Annotated in this window: 21 protein-coding genes and 2 pseudogenes; 3 read left to right on the top strand and 20 right to left on the bottom strand. The window is 41.4% G+C overall.

The features are described from left to right. Nucleotides 1–173 precede the first annotated feature (173 nt). The gene (locus tag BM195_RS07705) at nucleotides 174–1,058 is read left to right on the top strand and encodes a LysR family transcriptional regulator (RefSeq protein WP_090236106.1); all 885 of its coding nucleotides are present in this window, start codon (nucleotides 174–176) and stop codon (nucleotides 1,056–1,058) included. A gap of 113 nt (nucleotides 1,059–1,171) precedes the next feature. Here BM195_RS07705 and BM195_RS07700 read toward each other — a convergent pair whose 3' ends face one another. The 12 genes and pseudogenes from BM195_RS07700 to BM195_RS07655 all read right to left on the bottom strand — a co-directional run bounded on the left by BM195_RS07700 (nucleotide 1,172) and on the right by BM195_RS07655 (nucleotide 8,994). Beyond that, nucleotides 1,172–1,495 carry a hypothetical protein gene (locus tag BM195_RS07700; RefSeq protein WP_244535700.1) on the bottom strand — a complete coding sequence of 108 codons (324 nt, stop codon included), beginning with the start codon at nucleotides 1,493–1,495 and terminating at the stop codon, nucleotides 1,172–1,174. A 294-nt stretch (nucleotides 1,496–1,789) separates the two neighbouring features. Further along, nucleotides 1,790–1,912, bottom strand: coding sequence for a sigma 54-interacting transcriptional regulator (locus tag BM195_RS19130; RefSeq protein ID WP_211772917.1), 123 nt, complete (start codon nucleotides 1,910–1,912; stop codon nucleotides 1,790–1,792). 26 nt (nucleotides 1,913–1,938) lie between these two features. Continuing rightward, complete coding sequence (locus tag BM195_RS18830; RefSeq protein ID WP_211772915.1) at nucleotides 1,939–2,196, bottom strand: sigma 54-interacting transcriptional regulator; 258 nt, start codon at nucleotides 2,194–2,196, stop codon at nucleotides 1,939–1,941. Next, nucleotides 2,180–2,476, bottom strand: coding sequence for a hypothetical protein (locus BM195_RS18420; protein ID WP_211772914.1), 297 nt, complete (start codon nucleotides 2,474–2,476; stop codon nucleotides 2,180–2,182). The genes BM195_RS18830 and BM195_RS18420 overlap by 17 nt, the downstream gene beginning before the upstream one ends. 692 nt (nucleotides 2,477–3,168) lie before the next feature. Continuing rightward, nucleotides 3,169–4,056, bottom strand: a complete 888-nt coding sequence (locus BM195_RS07685) for a glycine betaine ABC transporter substrate-binding protein (RefSeq protein WP_090236099.1) — start codon at nucleotides 4,054–4,056, stop codon at nucleotides 3,169–3,171. Between the two features lie 51 nt (nucleotides 4,057–4,107). Continuing rightward, nucleotides 4,108–4,296, bottom strand: coding sequence for an IS3 family transposase (locus tag BM195_RS19125; protein ID WP_425283901.1), 189 nt, complete (start codon nucleotides 4,294–4,296; stop codon nucleotides 4,108–4,110). A gap of 124 nt (nucleotides 4,297–4,420) precedes the next feature. Beyond that, nucleotides 4,421–4,681: pseudogene (locus BM195_RS18520) on the bottom strand (oxidoreductase C-terminal domain-containing protein); the annotation flags it as partial. 33 nt (nucleotides 4,682–4,714) lie between these two features. Beyond that, nucleotides 4,715–5,650, bottom strand: coding sequence for an NAD(P)/FAD-dependent oxidoreductase (locus tag BM195_RS07675; RefSeq protein WP_244535699.1), 936 nt, complete (start codon nucleotides 5,648–5,650; stop codon nucleotides 4,715–4,717). Nucleotide 5,651: 1 nt separating this feature from the next. Beyond that, complete coding sequence (locus BM195_RS07670) at nucleotides 5,652–6,005, bottom strand: Rieske (2Fe-2S) protein (RefSeq protein WP_090236094.1); 354 nt, start codon at nucleotides 6,003–6,005, stop codon at nucleotides 5,652–5,654. A 42-nt stretch (nucleotides 6,006–6,047) separates the two neighbouring features. Next, on the bottom strand, nucleotides 6,048–7,511 hold the full coding sequence (betB, locus tag BM195_RS07665) for a betaine-aldehyde dehydrogenase (protein ID WP_090236091.1): 1,464 nt from the start codon (nucleotides 7,509–7,511) through the stop codon (nucleotides 6,048–6,050). A gap of 29 nt (nucleotides 7,512–7,540) precedes the next feature. Next, the gene (locus tag BM195_RS07660) at nucleotides 7,541–7,897 is read right to left on the bottom strand and encodes a Rieske (2Fe-2S) protein (protein ID WP_090236088.1); all 357 of its coding nucleotides are present in this window, start codon (nucleotides 7,895–7,897) and stop codon (nucleotides 7,541–7,543) included. After that, entirely contained in the window at nucleotides 7,894–8,994 is a 1,101-nt protein-coding gene (locus BM195_RS07655; protein ID WP_090236086.1) for an amidohydrolase family protein, read from the bottom strand. Before BM195_RS07655 ends, BM195_RS07660 begins: the two co-directional genes overlap by 4 nt. A gap of 382 nt (nucleotides 8,995–9,376) precedes the next feature. Between BM195_RS07655 and BM195_RS07650 the strand changes: the two genes are divergently transcribed. Both BM195_RS07650 and BM195_RS07645 read left to right on the top strand, forming a co-directional pair. Further along, nucleotides 9,377–10,258, top strand: a complete 882-nt coding sequence (locus BM195_RS07650) for a LysR family transcriptional regulator (RefSeq protein ID WP_090236082.1) — start codon at nucleotides 9,377–9,379, stop codon at nucleotides 10,256–10,258. 98 nt (nucleotides 10,259–10,356) lie between these two features. Beyond that, on the top strand, nucleotides 10,357–11,142 hold the full coding sequence (locus BM195_RS07645) for a sulfite exporter TauE/SafE family protein (protein ID WP_090236079.1): 786 nt from the start codon (nucleotides 10,357–10,359) through the stop codon (nucleotides 11,140–11,142). A gap of 60 nt (nucleotides 11,143–11,202) precedes the next feature. Here the strand turns inward: BM195_RS07645 and BM195_RS07640 are convergent, their stop codons facing one another. The 8 genes and pseudogenes from BM195_RS07640 to BM195_RS07610 all read right to left on the bottom strand — a co-directional run bounded on the left by BM195_RS07640 (nucleotide 11,203) and on the right by BM195_RS07610 (nucleotide 18,436). Beyond that, entirely contained in the window at nucleotides 11,203–11,628 is a 426-nt protein-coding gene (locus tag BM195_RS07640) for an AAA family ATPase (RefSeq protein WP_090236077.1), read from the bottom strand. A gap of 229 nt (nucleotides 11,629–11,857) precedes the next feature. Further along, nucleotides 11,858–12,053 (bottom strand): annotated as a pseudogene (locus BM195_RS07635) (UDP-glucose 6-dehydrogenase); the annotation flags it as partial. 25 nt (nucleotides 12,054–12,078) lie between these two features. Then, nucleotides 12,079–12,255 carry a hypothetical protein gene (locus BM195_RS18060; protein ID WP_139223985.1) on the bottom strand — a complete coding sequence of 59 codons (177 nt, stop codon included), beginning with the start codon at nucleotides 12,253–12,255 and terminating at the stop codon, nucleotides 12,079–12,081. A gap of 54 nt (nucleotides 12,256–12,309) precedes the next feature. Next, nucleotides 12,310–13,116 carry a 3'(2'),5'-bisphosphate nucleotidase CysQ gene (cysQ, locus tag BM195_RS07630; protein ID WP_090236075.1) on the bottom strand — a complete coding sequence of 269 codons (807 nt, stop codon included), beginning with the start codon at nucleotides 13,114–13,116 and terminating at the stop codon, nucleotides 12,310–12,312. Beyond that, nucleotides 13,116–13,718 carry an adenylyl-sulfate kinase gene (gene cysC, locus BM195_RS07625; RefSeq protein WP_090236072.1) on the bottom strand — a complete coding sequence of 201 codons (603 nt, stop codon included), beginning with the start codon at nucleotides 13,716–13,718 and terminating at the stop codon, nucleotides 13,116–13,118. The genes cysQ and cysC overlap by 1 nt, the downstream gene beginning before the upstream one ends. A 12-nt stretch (nucleotides 13,719–13,730) precedes the next feature. Then, a complete protein-coding gene (locus BM195_RS07620) occupies nucleotides 13,731–15,509 on the bottom strand; it encodes an SLC13 family permease (protein ID WP_090236070.1) in 1,779 nt (592 codons plus the stop codon). 68 nt (nucleotides 15,510–15,577) lie between these two features. Continuing rightward, a complete protein-coding gene (gene sat, locus BM195_RS07615; RefSeq protein WP_090236068.1) occupies nucleotides 15,578–16,729 on the bottom strand; it encodes a sulfate adenylyltransferase in 1,152 nt (383 codons plus the stop codon). Between the two features lie 330 nt (nucleotides 16,730–17,059). Continuing rightward, nucleotides 17,060–18,436 carry a UDP-glucose dehydrogenase family protein gene (locus tag BM195_RS07610; RefSeq protein WP_090236064.1) on the bottom strand — a complete coding sequence of 459 codons (1,377 nt, stop codon included), beginning with the start codon at nucleotides 18,434–18,436 and terminating at the stop codon, nucleotides 17,060–17,062. Nucleotides 18,437–18,512 lie beyond the last annotated feature (76 nt).

Here is an 18,512-nt window from a genome sequence, read left to right as displayed (position 1 = left end):
TAATAATAATATAGACTTTTAAATGCACTATCAAATTAACAAAAATTGATTACGCTTACTTTATTGATTTCCAGATTAAATGATGTAATTCATTAAGTAAATTTCATATTTTTTTAAGTTAATAAAAATTTATTTATAACATACACGCACTAAATGATGGGGGCGTCCAAAAAATGAACGAAAAAGATTGGGATATATTATTAGCCGTTTACGAAGAGAGCAGTATTAGCCGTGCAGCTCAGAAACTATTTATTACACAGCCAGCCCTAACCTACCGTTTAAAACTCATAGAAAAGCAGCTAGGTATAAAGATGTACGTAAAAGGAAAAAAGCACATAAGCTTTACAAAAGAAAGCAGGCTTTTAGTGGAGTACGCACAAAAAATGAAAATTGAATACCAAAAATTAGTAGATGTATTGAAGGATACCAAAGATAAAATCAGTGGGGAATTAAGAATTGGTGTTTCAAGTAATTTTGCGGATTTTGAACTTCCTGACCTTTTGAAAGATTTCCATGATCTATATCCAAATGTTCAATTAAAAGTGCATACGGCGTGGAGTACAAATGTATATAAGAGCTTTCGGGAGGAAGAAGATCATATCGGTATTGTTAGAGGAAACTATCCCTGGGAAGGATCAAAAATCTTAATGAGCGAGGACGAAGTATGTATTGTTTCGGCAAACCCAATCGTTATAGATGAATTACCTGAACTTCCAAGCATCAGACATTTATCTGGGCCTGATACCAAATTAATAGTAGAAAAGTGGTGGAATGATCGTTTTAAAGAACCTCCGAATATTAGTATGGAAGTCGGCAATTTAGAAACATGTAAGAAATTGGTTATAAAAGGTTTAGGATATGGGATTTTACCGATGTATTGCCTAGAAGAATATGACCTCAAAGATGACTTATATATATACCCTTTAACCATGTCTAATGGAGAGCCTATATTGAGGAAGCTTTGGACTTTTTATAGAGAAGAAGATACAAAATTATCTGTGGTCAAAACCTTTATTGATTTTATTGAGGAGAGATATTCAGTGGATAAAGAGGCATGACTAAAATTGACGCCCCACATTTATTGCCTAAGCGATTTAAAATCCAGAATTGATGAAGTTGGAACAGAAAGAACAAAATCGCTAACTCGACTAAATCACGTCCCAAGTAAGAATTAATCACTTGGGATATTTCTCGCTCTAATCATAGTGCCATTGCAGTGGGGGCAATGAAGTTCCACTTCTCCCCCTTTACTTTTATCCACACTAAATTCACCGATGATATACTCCGGGACTTCATCGGTTCCATTACAGTCTAAACATTTGAATAAGACGATTTCCATATCTTCATCCAATCCAAATGGATCCTCCTCTTCCAACCGCTTATCTATTTCTATTGAGGATTTATCCTGCTTTCTTTGGTTTGCCAATTCCATATCTCCTCCTTCTTTCCCTTTCGATTTCTTCCATGTAATGATAGATCCATCCATAGTCAGCATGCCATATGCCTACAAGTTCCATCTCTATATGGCAACAGGGACATTCAAATGGATCTTTTTCAAATGCTTCTATCATCCGTTGACGGTACGTTTTCTTTTTTCGCTTCTTCTCAAGAAGCAATGAAATTTATTTGGTTCTCATTCTCATGAATGAATGTAAACTTAAGATTTGTTGGGCTTTACGATGGAATCTTCTACTGTACAATCCAAAGCTGCCCACCATACGAAAGTCTAAAAAAAGAGTACCGATATATTGGCTAATTCAAATAATCCAATTTTGCCACTTTCTTTGAATCAGTAAAAGTTCCTTCCTCGAAGCCTAAGAGTTATTTGTACTCCGTTTAAGCGATAGTATAAATCCTCTCTAAATTTTTTCTTTTTCACCATGTTTCCCAGGTCTTTATTTGTTGCTGTAATTACTTGAACATCTAATTCCTGTTCGGCTAAACTGCCGACTTTGTTTCAAGTAATGAAATTGGAATAGCGGCGCAATTAACAGGAACAAACGGATAGTCAGATCGGGGACTTTCATGATGGATAGCATAAGCAAATAACTCTTTTCCTGTCCCGCTCTCTCCTTGAATAAGGATGTTTAAATTTGAATGTGCTGCTTTCTTACTAAGTTTAACAGACTCTTTTAAACCGTTATCGCCCCCGATAATGTCATCAAATGTATAACTGGTTTTATAAATTTGTCCCACGGTTTTTTCTAATTTCCCGAGCTTTTCCGTCTTGTCTTGGTGCAGCGCTGGTGTTCTGGCTCATTCCCGGATCGACCATCACGTGATAAGGCTCATCAGGCAGCAGGGTCATCATCGGCCGTTCGATTCGATTGTGCAATTCATGGGGAGTCAACCCGTTATTCTCCCACAATCGGACGTTATTGGACAGATCCATCACAAGTTCCATCACTTCCTGTACCTGGTTCTCACTTTCAAATACAATGCCCTGCCTTTCAAATGGCTGGAAGATATCATCCAAGGAAAACCAAGTTCACATTCATCATGAATATCGTCACACAACATCTCCGCTTTGGACATATTCCCATTAAAAAAATGCCGTTGTACATATTTTTTCAATGCCCGATATTCCTTCGTCCGTTCAAAATACATCTCATCTTTGTATTTCAACAGCTCTTTTTGGTTCGGGATGTAGAATGGCTTGCCCTGGCGTTTTCCAATTCCTGTTCGAATTCATCAAATTCCATAATCGCTTCTTGTACAAAATAATCTCCATGTAATTCAACAAAGTTCAGCCACATGATTGTTTGCTTTGTCGTCTACATCCGCTGCTTCAACCTTTTCATCGTTTTGCATATTGTATATCTCAACAACTTTATCCTTGTGGACCAATCCATATAAGTTCGTAAGGGCAATTATAATCCATCGCCGTCGCCATAAAGCCGACCCTTTCGTTTGCTTCGTGTTACCACCATATTAACATGTTGATGGGGGTATAGGAATGAAGTTGAGCTGGGAATGTCATCGGAATGTATCTTTTAATAACTAACTTGCCCTTCACCACTCTATTTTCGGCAAAATCTTAGAGTTTTTGCGTAGTGAATCATCTAACGCAGGCATTTCCGAGTTTTGTTCAAATATTAAGAATCAAACGATAAAACAACGCCAAAAAAGACTACCCACTTAAATGGTGTAGGTAGTCTTTTTGACAACTCATTTAGTTGGTAAATCTTCGATGCTATCAATATCCATATATTCTGGTACAACAAAACCTTGTTGAGCGCCTTCCAAATTCGGACCGAGGTCGACGATCTCGTCTTTATATTCTTCATAATAGGAAGCTGCACCCACAGGGAGCCAGGCAATTAACATACCATCAACTTCACCATCGGAAAGTGCTTGAAATGCGATACCCATATCAACCATCGCCAATTCGACGTCGTAGCCCAATTCTTCAAGAACAAGCGCAACGACATTCGTTGATGCGGTTTCTGTTTCCCAATTAACATAAGCCAGCTCGATTGTCTCATCTTCAACTGGTTCGATATCTTCAATCCAAGAGTCAACATCATCCCGATTGTTTTCAATCCATTCCGCAGCTGCTTCGCGGGGATCCACATCGTCTTCTCTAGCTTTTGACATAACCTCATTCATGTCTTCTATTTCCCAGTGAAAGTTATCCAATAATTGGTAAGCAGAAGCATGTTCATCCTTAAGACCTTTTCTGACCATCGTATGTATGTTTTCAGATTCACCCAGTGTTTCTTTTGGATCATTTAAAAATTTCAAGTCATATTCTTTAAACGCCCAGTGTGGCTGCCAAAGGGTAACGACGATCGGTTCTTTATCTTCAATCGCACGTTTTAAGTCCGATAACATTGCTGCTTCTGAACTTGACGTTAGATCAACACCCAAGTCGTAGCCCTCAACTGCTTTTTGGGCGATATCCATTGTTCCCGATCCCGGCTCAATTCCCACAATTTCTTCAATTTCGGTTGCGTCATTACTTTCTTCTACGCTGGCTTCTTCTTGACAACCCACCAACATTAATACAATACCAATACTTATGAGCGTAACCCATTTCTTTGATAATGATATCATGGTGTTTGTTATCATCCTTTCCATAACTTATATTTTCTAAATTTCTTTGTATTAAATTTTTTGCCAGGATCGGTGCTCCAGGTTGCGTTTATTTAGATTAGGGCCTGAATAAATGGCTTGTATGCCCATTTCACGTATGTGGCGCTGTACCCTATTGCGATTCATGTTTAATCTTTTGGCAATCCTGCGTGAACCCCAAAATGGAAATTTGGTATAGATCTCATCAATCCGATGTTTAATGGCAACCTCTTCCGGTGACGGCTGAACAGGCTTGGAAGCAAAGAATAGATTTAGCCTGGATGTAATCAGCTCACATTGGAAATAAGGGCAACCATAAAGCTTTTTACAATAACCACTTGTTTATTCATTCCAACATACGTGGCATTTTTTTCAATGCTACACTTTCATTTGCCAAAGCCTCTGGATCTATGGCTTTTTGCTGCTGAATCATTCGTCTTACGGACAGAGCATTTTTCGGTTGATTGGAAATAAACGCGGCTTGGACGATATTCTGATCATCCAGAAAAAAATACGTAAACGCATTCGAGTGTATCGATCCCCGTATAACAGTGTTGGACCATACTTTGGCATGCCCGAAATATTGGAAACGGTTGCCGTATTGATTCGACCAAAAGTACGGTGTGTACTTATAGGGGGCCTATTTGGGATGAATCATGTTTTGGGCAACCGTCTTGGCATGGCTGACAGCATGATCCCAATGTTCTATATGAATGGGCATTCCGTTGTATGGCCATGACGTACAGTCCCCTGCCGCATAAATGTCAGGGACCGATGTCTCGCCGTATTCATTAACGACATAGCCCCTTTCTATCTGTAATTGGGGGTGCGAAACCTCCGTATTTGGCGTCACCCCCACGCCTATCATGACCGCTTGGCATGGAATTCGTCGTCCCTCGACGGTCACCGCTTCTTCCACGCTTGTCTCCCCGTTAAACTGACCGATAGAATCGTCTGTAATCACGTCGACACCGTGACGGCGATGCAAATCCAGAAAGTATTCCGATATTTGCCGGCCGAAGATATTTTCCATTGGGTAGGAGGACCTTTCCACAATCGTCACGTTGATTCCTAAATGTTTCAAAGAAGAAGCCAGTTCAGCCCCGATGAAACCGGCACCGATGATCACGGCATCCTCCACATTGTTCATATGTTGTTTCATGGCTATGGCATCTGCCATTCGTCGTAAGTAAAAAATGCCTTTAAGATCATCTCCGTTTATTGACAAGGTGCGTAATTTGGAACCGGTCGTGAGCATGAGTTTATCCCATTCATAGGAAGAACCATCTTTCGTATCGATGGTCTTATGGACGGGATCGATGCCTGTCACCTCAACACCGAGATTCAAGTCTATATCCAATTGTTCATAGATACTAGGATCTCGTAATAAAATACGTTCATCATCTTTCTCCCCGGTCATCCAATCTTTTGACAGAGGCGGGCGATCATAAGGTATTTGCTGATCGCGATCCATCAGCACAATCCGGCCTTGATAGCCTTCTTTTCGCAGGCTTTCAGCAGCATGAACGCCTGCAATCCCTGCTCCAGTAATGACTGTGGTCTCTACATCAGACACCTCATCCCCCCCTTTCATACCTAACCCATACGGCCCCGTCAGCTTCGATAGCCTCATAGACTTGCAACGGGGTATCTGCCGGTCCTTCCAGCACAGAACCGTCACGAATATCGAAACAGGCAAAATGCAGCGGACACGTTAAACAATTTCCATCCAGTTCTCCACCAACTAACTCAGAATGCTCATGCGTGCAAATTCCGTCAATCGCATAAACTTTCCCTTCTCCCCGGCCAACAACGATTATGTCTTTCCCTGCTTCACATTCAATGAGGTCACCTTCTTCAAGCTCTGAACTTGAACACGCATAAATATAAGCGTTGTCCGAAACGGGGTTCGATCCCTCTGTATGTTGCATGGTCATCACCCTTGTGTTTTATTCTTTATTAAATGAACATCTCTAAAACCAATGAATGGGAATTGGTTTTAGATTACGATAAACGTGCTTGGTTTCCTGATATTCCTCCAACCCTGTTTTGCCGAGCTCACGCCCGATTCCGGATTGCTTATAGCCGCCCCATGGTGCTTGCGGAAAGTACAGGTTCACGTCGTTGATCCAGACAGTGCCCATCCGCATTTTCGCAACACAGCGCTCAGCTTTAGCAATATCATTGGTAAAGACGCCGCCGGAAAGCCCGTAAATGGAATCGTTAGCCAGACGGACCGCTTCCTCTTCGGTCGAGAATTTTTCCACGGTAATAACCGGGCCGAAGCCTTCTTCCTGCACAACATTCATATCAGTCGTGCAATCAGTCAATACAGTCGGCAGGTAGAAAAATCCGTTTTGCAGTTCCGGATTGCCGGGCTTTTCACCGCCGACAGCGACAGTTGCACCTTCCTGCTTGCCGTTTTCGACATAGTTGACCACTTTATTTAAATGTTCTTTTGAAATGAGCGGTCCCATTTGGGTAGATTCGTCAAAACCGCTGCCAAGTTCGATGTTCTTTACGCGGTCGACAAGCGCAATGACAAAATCATCGTGGATGCTTTCTTCCACGATCAGGCGGGCTCCTGCAGAACAGATTTGTCCGGCATGGAAGAATACCGCGTTCATCGCCTGGTCAACAGCTGTTTCGAATTCAGCATCGGCAAAAACAATATTCGGATTTTTACCGCCAAGTTCGAGTGCCAGATTTTTCACATTGGAACTGGCTGCCTGCATGATTTTCTTGCCGGTTTCTATCCCACCAGTAAATGAAATCAGATCGACATCGTCATTAGTCGAAAGCTCTGCACCAACGGAATCGCCGGGTCCGAGCACCAGATTAACAACTCCTGCTGGAACACCGGCTTCTTCCATAAGTTCAAACACTTTAATCGACGTAAGCGGTGTGATCTCGCTTGGTTTCATCACAAGTGTGTTGCCTGCTGCCAGTGCCGGCGCCAATTTCCATGAAGCCTGCAGCAATGGATAGTTCCACGGCGTGATCTGGCCGCAGACGCCCACAGGTTCATGAACCACCTTGCTGGTTGAATTTGGAATAGGGGATTCGATAATCTCGCCGCCGTCTTTGTCAGCCATTTCAGCGAAGTAACGGAAAACGCCTGCGATATCATCCATATCCCCGCGGCTTTCTTCAACTGTTTTACCGGTGTCGAGTGATTCGAGCTCAGCCAATTCTTCACGGTCACGCTCAATCAATATCGCAATATCATGAACCTTTTTACCACGTTCATGAGCCGGCCAATGAGACCATTCGTCATGGTCAAAAGCCTTTCGAGCGGCTGCAATTGCAAATTTCGCATCCTTCTCGTTGCCTTCCGCAGCCGTTGCAATGACTTCTTGATTATAAGGATTTAGAATTTCTCGTGTTTCTCCTGAACAGGCTTCAACCCATTCGCCGTTAATAAACATCTTTTTCATACGTTCACCTCATACATCCTCAGGCAGATTCATTTGTATACAACCACATGGTCATCCTCAATCGTGACTTTGAAACTGCGTAATTGTTGTTGCGGATCGGCAAGCATGCAACCGTCATTTTTGATGTCATACTCAATTCCATGCCACGGACAACGAAGGATTTCGCCGTCTTTAATATATTCATATTTCCCGTGAACATCCGTACGTTTTGTATCACCGCATAAGGCACCTTCTGAAAGTGGTGCACCCTGGTGCAGACATCTATTAGCAAATGCGTAAAATTCACCGTCTTTTGTGCGACAAACAACAATCGGGATCATCCCCAGTGAATCACTCTTCATTTTGCCGGGATGGATATCTTCCTTTTCACACACAACTTTCCTCATGTTACAACACTCCCTTTCATTTGTGGCAATTTAGGGTAGGAAGCCCTCGCATTTTCTGAATAAATTTTTTCCTCCAGCGTTTCATCAAGTTTAGGAAGTGCCTGAAGTGGTGAATCATAATCCCAATGTGGATAATCCGTTGCAAAACAGACCATATCCTCCGATCCCATTTGATCCACATACTGCATAAATTCTTTTCGGCTTAATTCTTCAACGGGTTGTGTTGTAAAACGGACATGTTCCTGCATGATGCGACTAGGCATTCGTTTTACCCAAGGAATTTCGTGACGAAGTTCCTTATACTGCTGATCCATCTTTTTCATCAAATGTGGGGCATGCGTAAACCCACCCTCAATCATGACAAGGTGCAAGCCAGGGAATTTATCAAACACACCGTTAAACACCATGTTGGAGACTTCAATCATATGCGCCGTTGGCAACATCGTATGCCACTCGATGAAATAACGCGGCCAGCCCCCGAAATGTGTAGGCGGCTCATTGTGGTGCATACCAATTGATAAATTATGACGCTCGGCTGCTTCAAAAATAGGATGATAATACGGATCTCCCCACGTTTTTGTATCAATCGGAAGTAGTATTTGCACCATTTTAGGATGAGACCCAACCCGTTCAATCTCACGAACAGCTTTCTGTGGATCCTGTGCCGCAATATGTACGGAACCATATAAACGGTCATCCTTTTCAAGCCAATTTTCAATTTGCCAATTGTTATAAGCGGTTGCTAAAGCAGCTCCCATTTCATACCAACCGTGCATTGAGGAAGGAGATGGATCCAATGCTCCAGTTAAAATACCGTATTCATGCCCCTCCGCATCGAGTAATTGTTGTTGCATAAAACCCAGATCCGTTCCTGCAGCCCCACCGTCCGGGGTTACAGCATCTGCCCGATCGACACCAGCAACAGTTGGCTGCGTGTATGGCATATGTTTTTCCTGTATCCAGTAGTTATCTGTTATATATCGCCTCCACGGATTATCTAAATAAGGGACAAGTTGCGCATAAGTCGCCCTTTCGTGTATATCGGTGTCGATGATACGACGTTGTTTCTGTCCTTTTTTAGCAGATTTTCGAGACATTTAAAATCACTCCTTTATTGTTCTTAAGAATAATTAAACGAATTGTTATATCCATGCGCATGAACTAAATATAGTCTATAAAAGCTTCTGATTACTGACAAATCCGATTTCATGAACTGAGTGACCTCAGTGAAGCTCAGTGCGCTTCAGTGACGTTCAGTGAGCAAATAACTCCAAAATTGCATGTAAAAATAATGAAAATTGCTTTTCCTATTAAATTTGGACAGTTAAGATTAAAAGATTTACAGATGTACATCATTTCCCCGGAACCGGAGATCTGGATCTATTTACTTTCTTTTTCCATATGATAAGCTAAATACTGTGCAAATTATAAAAAACTATTTAATTGAATTGACTAAACGTTTACAATGGGGGACTTCACGTGAATATAGAGACCTTTAAAATGTTTTGCTTAGTTGTTGATATGGGCAGTGTCAGTCAAGCAGCAAAGTTGTCATTTGTTTCGCAGCCGGCTGTTACCAAACAAATTCAGCATTTGGAAACCGCATATGGCGCTCTGTTATTTGAGCGACAGGACGGCAGGTTGTCACTTACTGAAAACGGAGAAATTCTTTATCCTTACGCAAAATCGATTGTTAGTGAGTACAACAGATCGCAGGAGTCTATTCAAGAAAAACTTGACCATGCCAATACAACACTTACTGTAGGAGCTAGTTATACGATTGGAGAATATTTGCTGCCAAGTCTATTGGGAAAATTTAAAAAGAAAAACCCCGAGCTTAAATTATCTTTAAGCATTAACAACACCCCCAAAATATTAGATGAATTAGCAAATCATCTTTTGGACCTTGCATTAGTTGAGGGCGTTATTCAGAACGAAGATTTATTGGCAGAAAGTTTTGCAGACGATGAATTAGTTTTAATTCATCCACCTGATCATCCCTGGCGTAACCTTGAGGAGATTGCCATTGAAGAGATTACTTACGAAAGAATGCTCTGGAGAGAAACAACTTCCGGCACAAGATCAATGATCGAAAAAATTCTAAAAGACCATAACGTACTTGATAAAATTGACAACTACATGGAGCTGGGAACCACACAAGCAATTAAAAGTGCTGTTGAGGCGGGCCTTGGGGTAAGTATTGTTTCAAGATTAACGGTAGCTCAGGAACTTAAACAAGGAATACTTAAAGAAGTTTCTATACGTCATACAAACTTAAAACGCGATTTATGGCTAGTGCGTAAAAATCAGCGGTTTTACAAAAATAATGTGGTTTCATTTGTTAACTTTATCCGTCATTAGATATTCCTATTCGTTATAACCTATGACTTTATTTAAATATACACTTTTCATCTGTTTTGTTAAATTAAGATAGAAAAACAAAACATGGAGAGAGATAAATGACCGTAACGACATCAATTGCTTTACTGATTACAGGTATTTTGGCGGGATCTTATGGAACAGTGGTTGGAGCAGGCGGAGGGTTTATATTTGTCCCCGCCCTTTTAATATTTTTTAACATGAAACCTGCCATTGCCGCAGGATCAGGGTTGGTTATTGTACTTATTAACGCTTTATCAGCGGTAATAGGATATGCCAAACAAAACAGAATAAATTATAAAGCAGGAATACAAATTGGAATGGGGGCTATCCCCGGATCTTTAGCCGGGGTATGGGTACTCAAATTTCAATCATCTGAATCCACAGCATTCTTTTGGGTTTTTGCTACTGCACTTGTATCATTAGGAATATTTTTGTTCATAAAAAATTTTATATCTGAGAATAAAAACGAAATGGCGGCAACTTATGAACAAAATGTTGACCTTTCACTTTTAAATACCAAGTGGTTCCTGCCAATTGGATTCTTCTTAGGAATACTTTCAAGCTATTTAGGAATCGGCGGCGGCTGGTTGCTTGTGCCAATTTTAATTTACATTTTCCGCTTTCCGGCACATAGCGCTACCGCCACATCGATTTTTTCATTATGTCTTTATACATCAACAGGGGTTTTAATGCAAATCTTCTATGGTCATGTAAATTGGCTGACAGTGTTATGGGGTGGATTGGGTATTATAATAGGTGCTTATTTAGGTGTAAGTATATCCAAAAAAATCTCAGGTAAAGTTATCATCCAAATGCTTTCCATTTTATTAATTGTTATGGGAGTGCGTTTGTATTTTGGTTAATCTATAAATGCTGCCCGTTTGTTATTGGAATCAGAAATCTGACATCTAAAGACTACTATATCAGATATGGCAGATCCGCTTCACGGAACAACGAATAAATGATACGTTGAATTTATATGGCTTCAAAAATTTCAAAATTGCAACTGTAGATACAGAAGAACAATCATCAAGCTTCTTTTCACATTCCAATTTTCTTTTATGTAATTCAGTACTTTCTTCTCCCAAAGTGAAAATACCATTTAATTCGTCAGTATAGGAAAAGTTTTCCTCAACAAAATTTCGATTATAAACTAATACGCCCTGAGATGCTGCCTTCCAAGTAACTCTACAGTCTCCTGGATCATCTGAATTTCTCAAAAACTCTGAAATAGTAGTTTTACCAGAACCATTACTACCATAAATATAATTTATTTCTTTTAATTCGTTTAAATGCTCTGGTTTATCGCCAAACGTTGCAACATGCTGCATCGTGATGGTTTTTAACATAAAATTTCTCCTTTCATCAAATATCGGGGAAAAATTCGAACACCTTAATTATAGCCTACACAAAATATAACAGAAATTTATATCAATTATTAATATTATGATTATTTTGGTGAATTTTTGATACCTACAATCCTAAGTTTAGAGCGGTTTATAATAAATACGCTTACATTTCAAGGTATAATATATATTGCTTAATTTCTACTTGAAAATTTAATGCAACGCTAGTAAATCAATCCCGACTAAATAAATCGTATCTAAACGTTCTCCTCAACATCTTTCAAATCATCCGTCATGCAGTTGGCCACGATGACATCTGACAAGTTCTTAAACTCATCAAAGTCATTCACCACACGAGAGTTATAAAATGTTTCCTCTTTTTTTAGTGCTGGTTCGTATACAACCACCTCAATGCCCTTCACCTTAATTCCACTGTTGATGTGTCAAGTAGTTTTAATCCGGATCACTGTTGGTCGGTATGGAAATGATGACATAAACCGAATCGGCAAAGGCTTCCTTATGATCTGAAGTAGCGATCTGATTCAAGTTCCTATTGGCGAGGAAGTCTTCTATTTCATTGTCGACAATTGGTGACTTCTCATGATTGATCATATCGACTTTTTTCTGCATAATGTAGAATGCGACAATTTCGTTATGATGAGTCTCTACGTAAGTATAGACGCATTACTCTAACCGCTTCACCAAAAACCACCCATTCTTCAAATCCTCACGGTTATAATAAAACCGCTCATTATCCTCATACCTCAGCACTTTTCCACCCGCTGCTTCAACAATCGCCTGTCCGGCTCCGGTATCCCATTCCATGGTCGGGGCAAAGCGCGGGTAATAGTCGGCCTTTCCTTCTGCCACCAGACAAAATTTCAGTGAACTGCCGGCAGATACAACATCAACCTCTTGGTTCTTACGTATATCGTTAATAAATGCCTCAGTCTCTTCTGACATGTGGGAGCGACTCGCAACCACATGGACAACATCCCCCGATTCAACAATCGGTAACCGAACGCTTTGCTTGATCAACGCACCTTCTTCAGTCACCTTTATTCGTGATGCGTTTTCCAGTTTAAACGCTCCAAGCCCGTCGCGACCAAAATAAAACGTATCCAATGCCGGGGAATAAATGACACCCATGACCGGATAGCCGTCCTCGATCAACGCAATATTGACCGTGAATTCACCATTTTTCTTAATAAACTCTTTCGTACCGTCCAATGGATCTACCAGGAAAAATACCGTCCAATCTTTTCGATTCGCATATGGGATGTCACGCCCTTCTTCACTCAAAACAGGAATCGACTCATAAGCATCCTGAAGCCCACGCATAATTGTCTGATGTGAACGCTGATCAGCTTCCGTCAGCGGTGAATCATCCGACTTTGTCTCAACTGAAATATCCTGCTGATAAACATCCAAAATCTCACGACCGGCTTCCATTGAAATATCGAGCAGCGTCTTCAAACTCACGTCAGCCATTATTCCAAATATCCTTTCTTTTTCAAATATGTCACAATGGCTTCAACCGACTCCTCGAGACTCAGGTTATCCGTATCCACAGTGATCTCCGGATTGACAGGTGCTTCATACGGGGCATCAATTCCCGTAAAGCCTTTGATCTCACCGGCACGTGCTTTCTTATAAAGCCCTTTTGGATCGCGTGACTCACACGTTTCCACACTGGCATCGACAAATACCTCAATGAATTCGCCGTCTTCCACTAATTTACGCACTTCATCACGGTCTTCGCGATACGGTGAAATAAAAGCGGATAATGTAAATAATCCCGCATCCACCATCAGTTTGGACACTTCCCCGATACGGCGAATATTTTCTTGGCGGTCTTCCGGACTGAATCCCAAATTTTTATTCAACCCATGTCGGATATTGTCACCATCCAGACGATACGTGCACACGCCCATGCTATGCAGCTCTTTTTCCAATTCAACCGATATCGTGGATTTACCAGATCCCGACAAGCCGGTGAACCAAATAACAGCACTCTTATGGTTATTTAATTGCTGCCTGTGTTTTTTCGTTACTTTCGATTCATGCCATACGATGTTTTCTGATTTAGCCATCAACGATTCCTCCTAAAACCATACATAATAAATAATCAAAACAGATGTGATCATCACGAATAGACTAAGCGGAAGCCCTACTTTGACGTAATCGGTAAACTGGTACCCGCCGGGGCCATAAACAATCAAATTGGTCTGATAACCAATTGGCGTCATGAAGCTTGCCGAGGCGGCCATCGCAATCAACACCGCAAACCCTGTTGGATTAAGCGAAAGTGTCTGTGCCATTTCAATGCCAATCGGCAGCATGATAACAGCTGCTGCACTGTTGGTAATCAATTCGGTGAACACATTGGTCAGGATATACATGATAAACAGCATGGCCATTAATCCCAAAGGCTCGCCAACATCCAGCAAGCCTCCTGCAACCCATTCCGCAAGACCTGTCTTTCGCATGGCGACACCTATCCCCAGCGCACTGGCAATCAGCAATAATACATTAAAGTGAACATATTTCTTGGCTTCTTCCGGGGTCATCATTTTTGTAATCAGGAAAATCAATACAGCCACCGCCATGGCCTTGAACATGCTCAGCCATCCTAGTGTAACCATCATAATCATCACCAGCAGGACGGCAATGGAAAACCATCCTTTCGCGGGACTCTGATTCAGTGATGCTGGTGTGTCCAACGATGAGACGACAAAAAAGTCATTCGACTGCTGATATTTTTCAACAAAATCCGTCCCCGCCAACAGTAATAACGAATCCCCGGGTTTCAAAACAATATCCCCAACTTTACTATTAATACGTTCATTGTTCCGGTGCACCGCAATGACACCTGCATCGTACCGAGAGCGGAACTGAGATTGTTTTATTGACTTTGACAGTAGTAAGGATTGATCCGAGACGACGGCTTCCACCAAGTTGGTCGTCCCGTTTTTCAAATCATCCAGGTCGATGTTCGTGCCTGTTTCCAGCTGCAATCCCTTTATTTTTTGCAAATCCGCAATGGTGGAAATCAGACCGGTAAAGATCAAGCGGTCGCCCGCATGAATGAGCGTTGTTGATTTGACGGGTGAAATACGCTCATCACCACGCATGATCTCAATTAAATAAAGACCTTTTAAATCACGTAATCCGGCACGTTTAACACTTTCATCAATATGCGGGAAATGGGGCATTACCTGCATTTCAGCGATATATTCTTTGGAGTCTTCTTTAATGCGCTGGCTGAAGCCTTTGTTGTCCGGCAAAAGTTTCGTCCCGATCGTAAATAAATAAATCAATCCGATCAGGACAGCCGGTATACCAACAACAGCCGGTGTAAATAAGGAGAAGCCCTCTAAACCAAAGTCCAGCATCATGCCGTGAACGACAAGATTTGTAGACGTTCCCATTAACGTGATGGTTCCGCCCAAAATCGTGACATAGGACAATGGGATTAAAAATTTGGAAGGGGCAATTCCCCGTTCTTCACACCAATTTTTAATGATCGGCGTAAACGTCACGACGATGGGCGTATTATTTAAAAAAGCGGAAAACATCGACGTCGGTACAAAAAAGCGAAGCATCGAATCAGTTTGTGTTTTACTGTTCTGAAGCCATGTTTGCATCATCCGATCAATCAGACCGCTTTTCTGAACGGCCCCTGCCACGATGAACAATAAAGCAACCGTAAGCATTCCCTCATTGGAAAAACCGCTTAATGCCTCGTCAACCGTCAGGATACCGGACAGCAGCAATAGAACCAATGCTGAAAAAATAACCATGTCAGGCCGGGCCACTTCCAAAATCAGCCCGGCAAGCATGGCCACAATTAGTATCAGGACAAACAACATCTCAAACGTCATGGGATATCAGATCCCCTTTTAGTGCGTGTTCAAAAAGCGGTTAAATCGATCTTTTTGAACATCCTCTGTTAGTTTTGTTTCATTCCCTTGATGAGCACATCAGCAACTTCCGGACGTGAAAATTCTTTTGGCGGACGCTCACCATTGCGGAGCAGTTCACGTACCTTTGTACCGCTCAGGTGCACATGATTTTCTTGATCATGCGGACATGTTTTGGCGGAAGCCATATTTTCACAAACCGTGCAGTAGAAGGCATGTTCAAATTTGAAAATTTGGATGCCCAATTCCTCTTCATACTGTGCAATCAGCTTCTGTGCATCATACGTTCCATAGTAATCACCAACACCGGCATGGTCACGCCCTACAATGAAATGTGTGCAGCCATAGTTTTTACGGACAATCGCATGCAGAATGGCTTCTTTCGGTCCCGCATAACGCATCGCAGCCGGATAAATAACCAGACGGACACGATCATGCACATAGTAGTTTTTTAGAATCGTTTCATAGCTTTCCATTCGGACATCCGCCGGAATATCATCAGATTTCGTTTGGCCGACAAGCGGGTTCAGCAGCAAACCATCAACCGCCTCCAGCGCCGTCTTTTGGATATGTTCATGCGCACGATGGACCGGGTTGCGGGTCTGAAAGCCAACAATTGTATTCCAGCCCAGATCATCGAACATTTGACGTGTTTCAGCCGGATCCATGTAATACGCTTCAAACTGACTGTGATCCGGACGATTGAGCAGCGCAATCGATCCACCCAGATAGACATTCCCTTTTTCATAAATTTTCTTCACGCCGGGATGGGCCTCTTCTGTCGTGCCATAAACATTTTGCGCTTCCTTCTCTTTGTCATATGTATACTTTTCTTCTAATGTGATTGTTCCATAAATGATGCCATCTTCCCCTTTAAGGGCAATTTGTTCACCAATATTAAAGGTTTTAGCCTGTTCTTCGGTTACCGGCAGTGTAATCGGAATGCTCCAGATTGTGCCGTCAGCAAGCCGGGTATTGGTGACAACACTGTCATAATCAGCCTGCCCCATAAACCCTGTCAGCGGACTGAAACCGCCAATACCAATCAATTCTATATCAGAAACCACCCAGGAATTCACCGTTAATGATTGCAGCTTCTCGGCATTCCTGATGGCCTGTTCACGTTCCTGTCCAGTTAACTCTCGGCTGATTAATCTTCGGCCGTGTGGTTGATTTACCATACCTATAACCTCCTAAATACTATTCTGATAGCCTATTATATCACAAGGTTCGACCTCTTCTAACACTTTTCATCAGAATAAAAATAATTGTCAAAATCCTATCAGCACATTTGGTAGTGTGATTTGTAATATCGATATTAATCATTACTTCACCTTTAAAAAACAATAACCAAAAGTGAATGGAGTTTCAAAATGGACTTACTTCGGGTACTAACGTTTAACAATTATTGCAAAATTCGGATAAAACCATACAAAAACGAGACTCTAAGTTTTTCAGTTTAAAATGTGCTTAAGACAGATCTGAGAATCCACAGATTTTTGGTAACGAATTTAGTATCGACTAGTTTGCAATTTTATCATCTCCGACTCATTAACATGTGACCTGCTCACAGCTTGCCTTCCGATCGAATAATATTCCACACCTACTTCTTTCATATCATCTACACTATAAATATTTCTTCCATCATATATTAATGGTGTTCGCATTAGGTTTTTGTACATTTCAGGAGTTACAGCCTTCACTTCACCCCATTCAGTAAAAACGAAGCAAACATTTCCATCTTTTAGTGCCTGTTCTACATTAGATACATACGTAATACTTCCGTTGCCGTTTCTTCCTTCTGGATAGAATTTAGCAAAGTGCTCTGCCCCTACTGGATCGTAAGCATAGATGTCTGCACCTTGTTCCAGTAATAGAGGTACATTATCAAGTGATGGTGCTTCCCGTAAATCATCTGTTCCGGGTTTGAATGTCAGGCCTAATACGGCCACCTTCAGACCGCTAAATGTAATAAGCCGTTTGCTTGCCTTTTTATATAGGGCTGTTTTTTGATCTTTATTCACATCAATAGCTGCTTTGATCGTTTTTAGTTCGTATCCGTTTTGCCGGGCAATGTAATCCAGAGCTTTAGTATCCTTAGGGAAACATGAACCACCAAATCCGATACCGGCGTTCAGGAATTTACTGCCAATGCGTTCATCAAAACTCATACCTCGGGCGACATCCTGCACGTCTGCTCCAACTAATTCGCACAAATTGGCGATATCATTCATATAAGAAATTTTCAGTGCCAGGAAGTCATTTGATGCGTACTTAATCATTTCGGCTGATCGTCTATTAACTGATACAATAGGCAATTGGAAAGGTTCATAGATTTCCATTAAACGATCTTCTGCCCATTTACTTTCGGTACCGATAATAATTCTTGCTGCATGCATGGTGTCATGAACTGCGGATCCTTGTGAAAGGAATTCAGGGTTGGAAGCTACTTCAACCTTCACATCATGAATTAAAAAGTCTTGAATAAACTGCTGTACTTTATCATTTGTGCCCACTGGTACAGTTGACTTCACGACAACTAAGCAGTCCTTTTCAATCGTTTCTGCAACCTGTCTTGCAACGGTGGCAATATAGGAAAGATTGGCGGATCCATCAGCTTGTTCGGGAGTGCCTACTCCAAGAAAAATGGCATCTGCATCTTTATAGGCTGATTCGTAATCGGTAGTATAATCTAATCTTCCCGCAGCATAATTTTTCTGCATCAACTCGTCCAATCCCACTTCATAGATTGGTGATACACCGGACTTCATCAGCTTTACTTTTTCTTCGTCTATATCAACACACGTAACATGATGCCCCACTTCAGCAAATGTAACACCAGCAACCAAGCCGACATATCCTGTTCCAGCTACTGCAATTTTGTACATTCAAAATCCTCCTTTACAAGCTTTTAATTCCATAAACAAGCAACTCTGTAGATAAGAAACTAATTTACATTTTTAA

It is taken from the genome of Lentibacillus halodurans (genome assembly GCF_900112045.1).
Taxonomy (GTDB): domain Bacteria; phylum Bacillota; class Bacilli; order Bacillales; family Amphibacillaceae; genus Lentibacillus; species Lentibacillus halodurans.
This window is presented reverse-complemented; position numbering and strand designations above follow the sequence as displayed.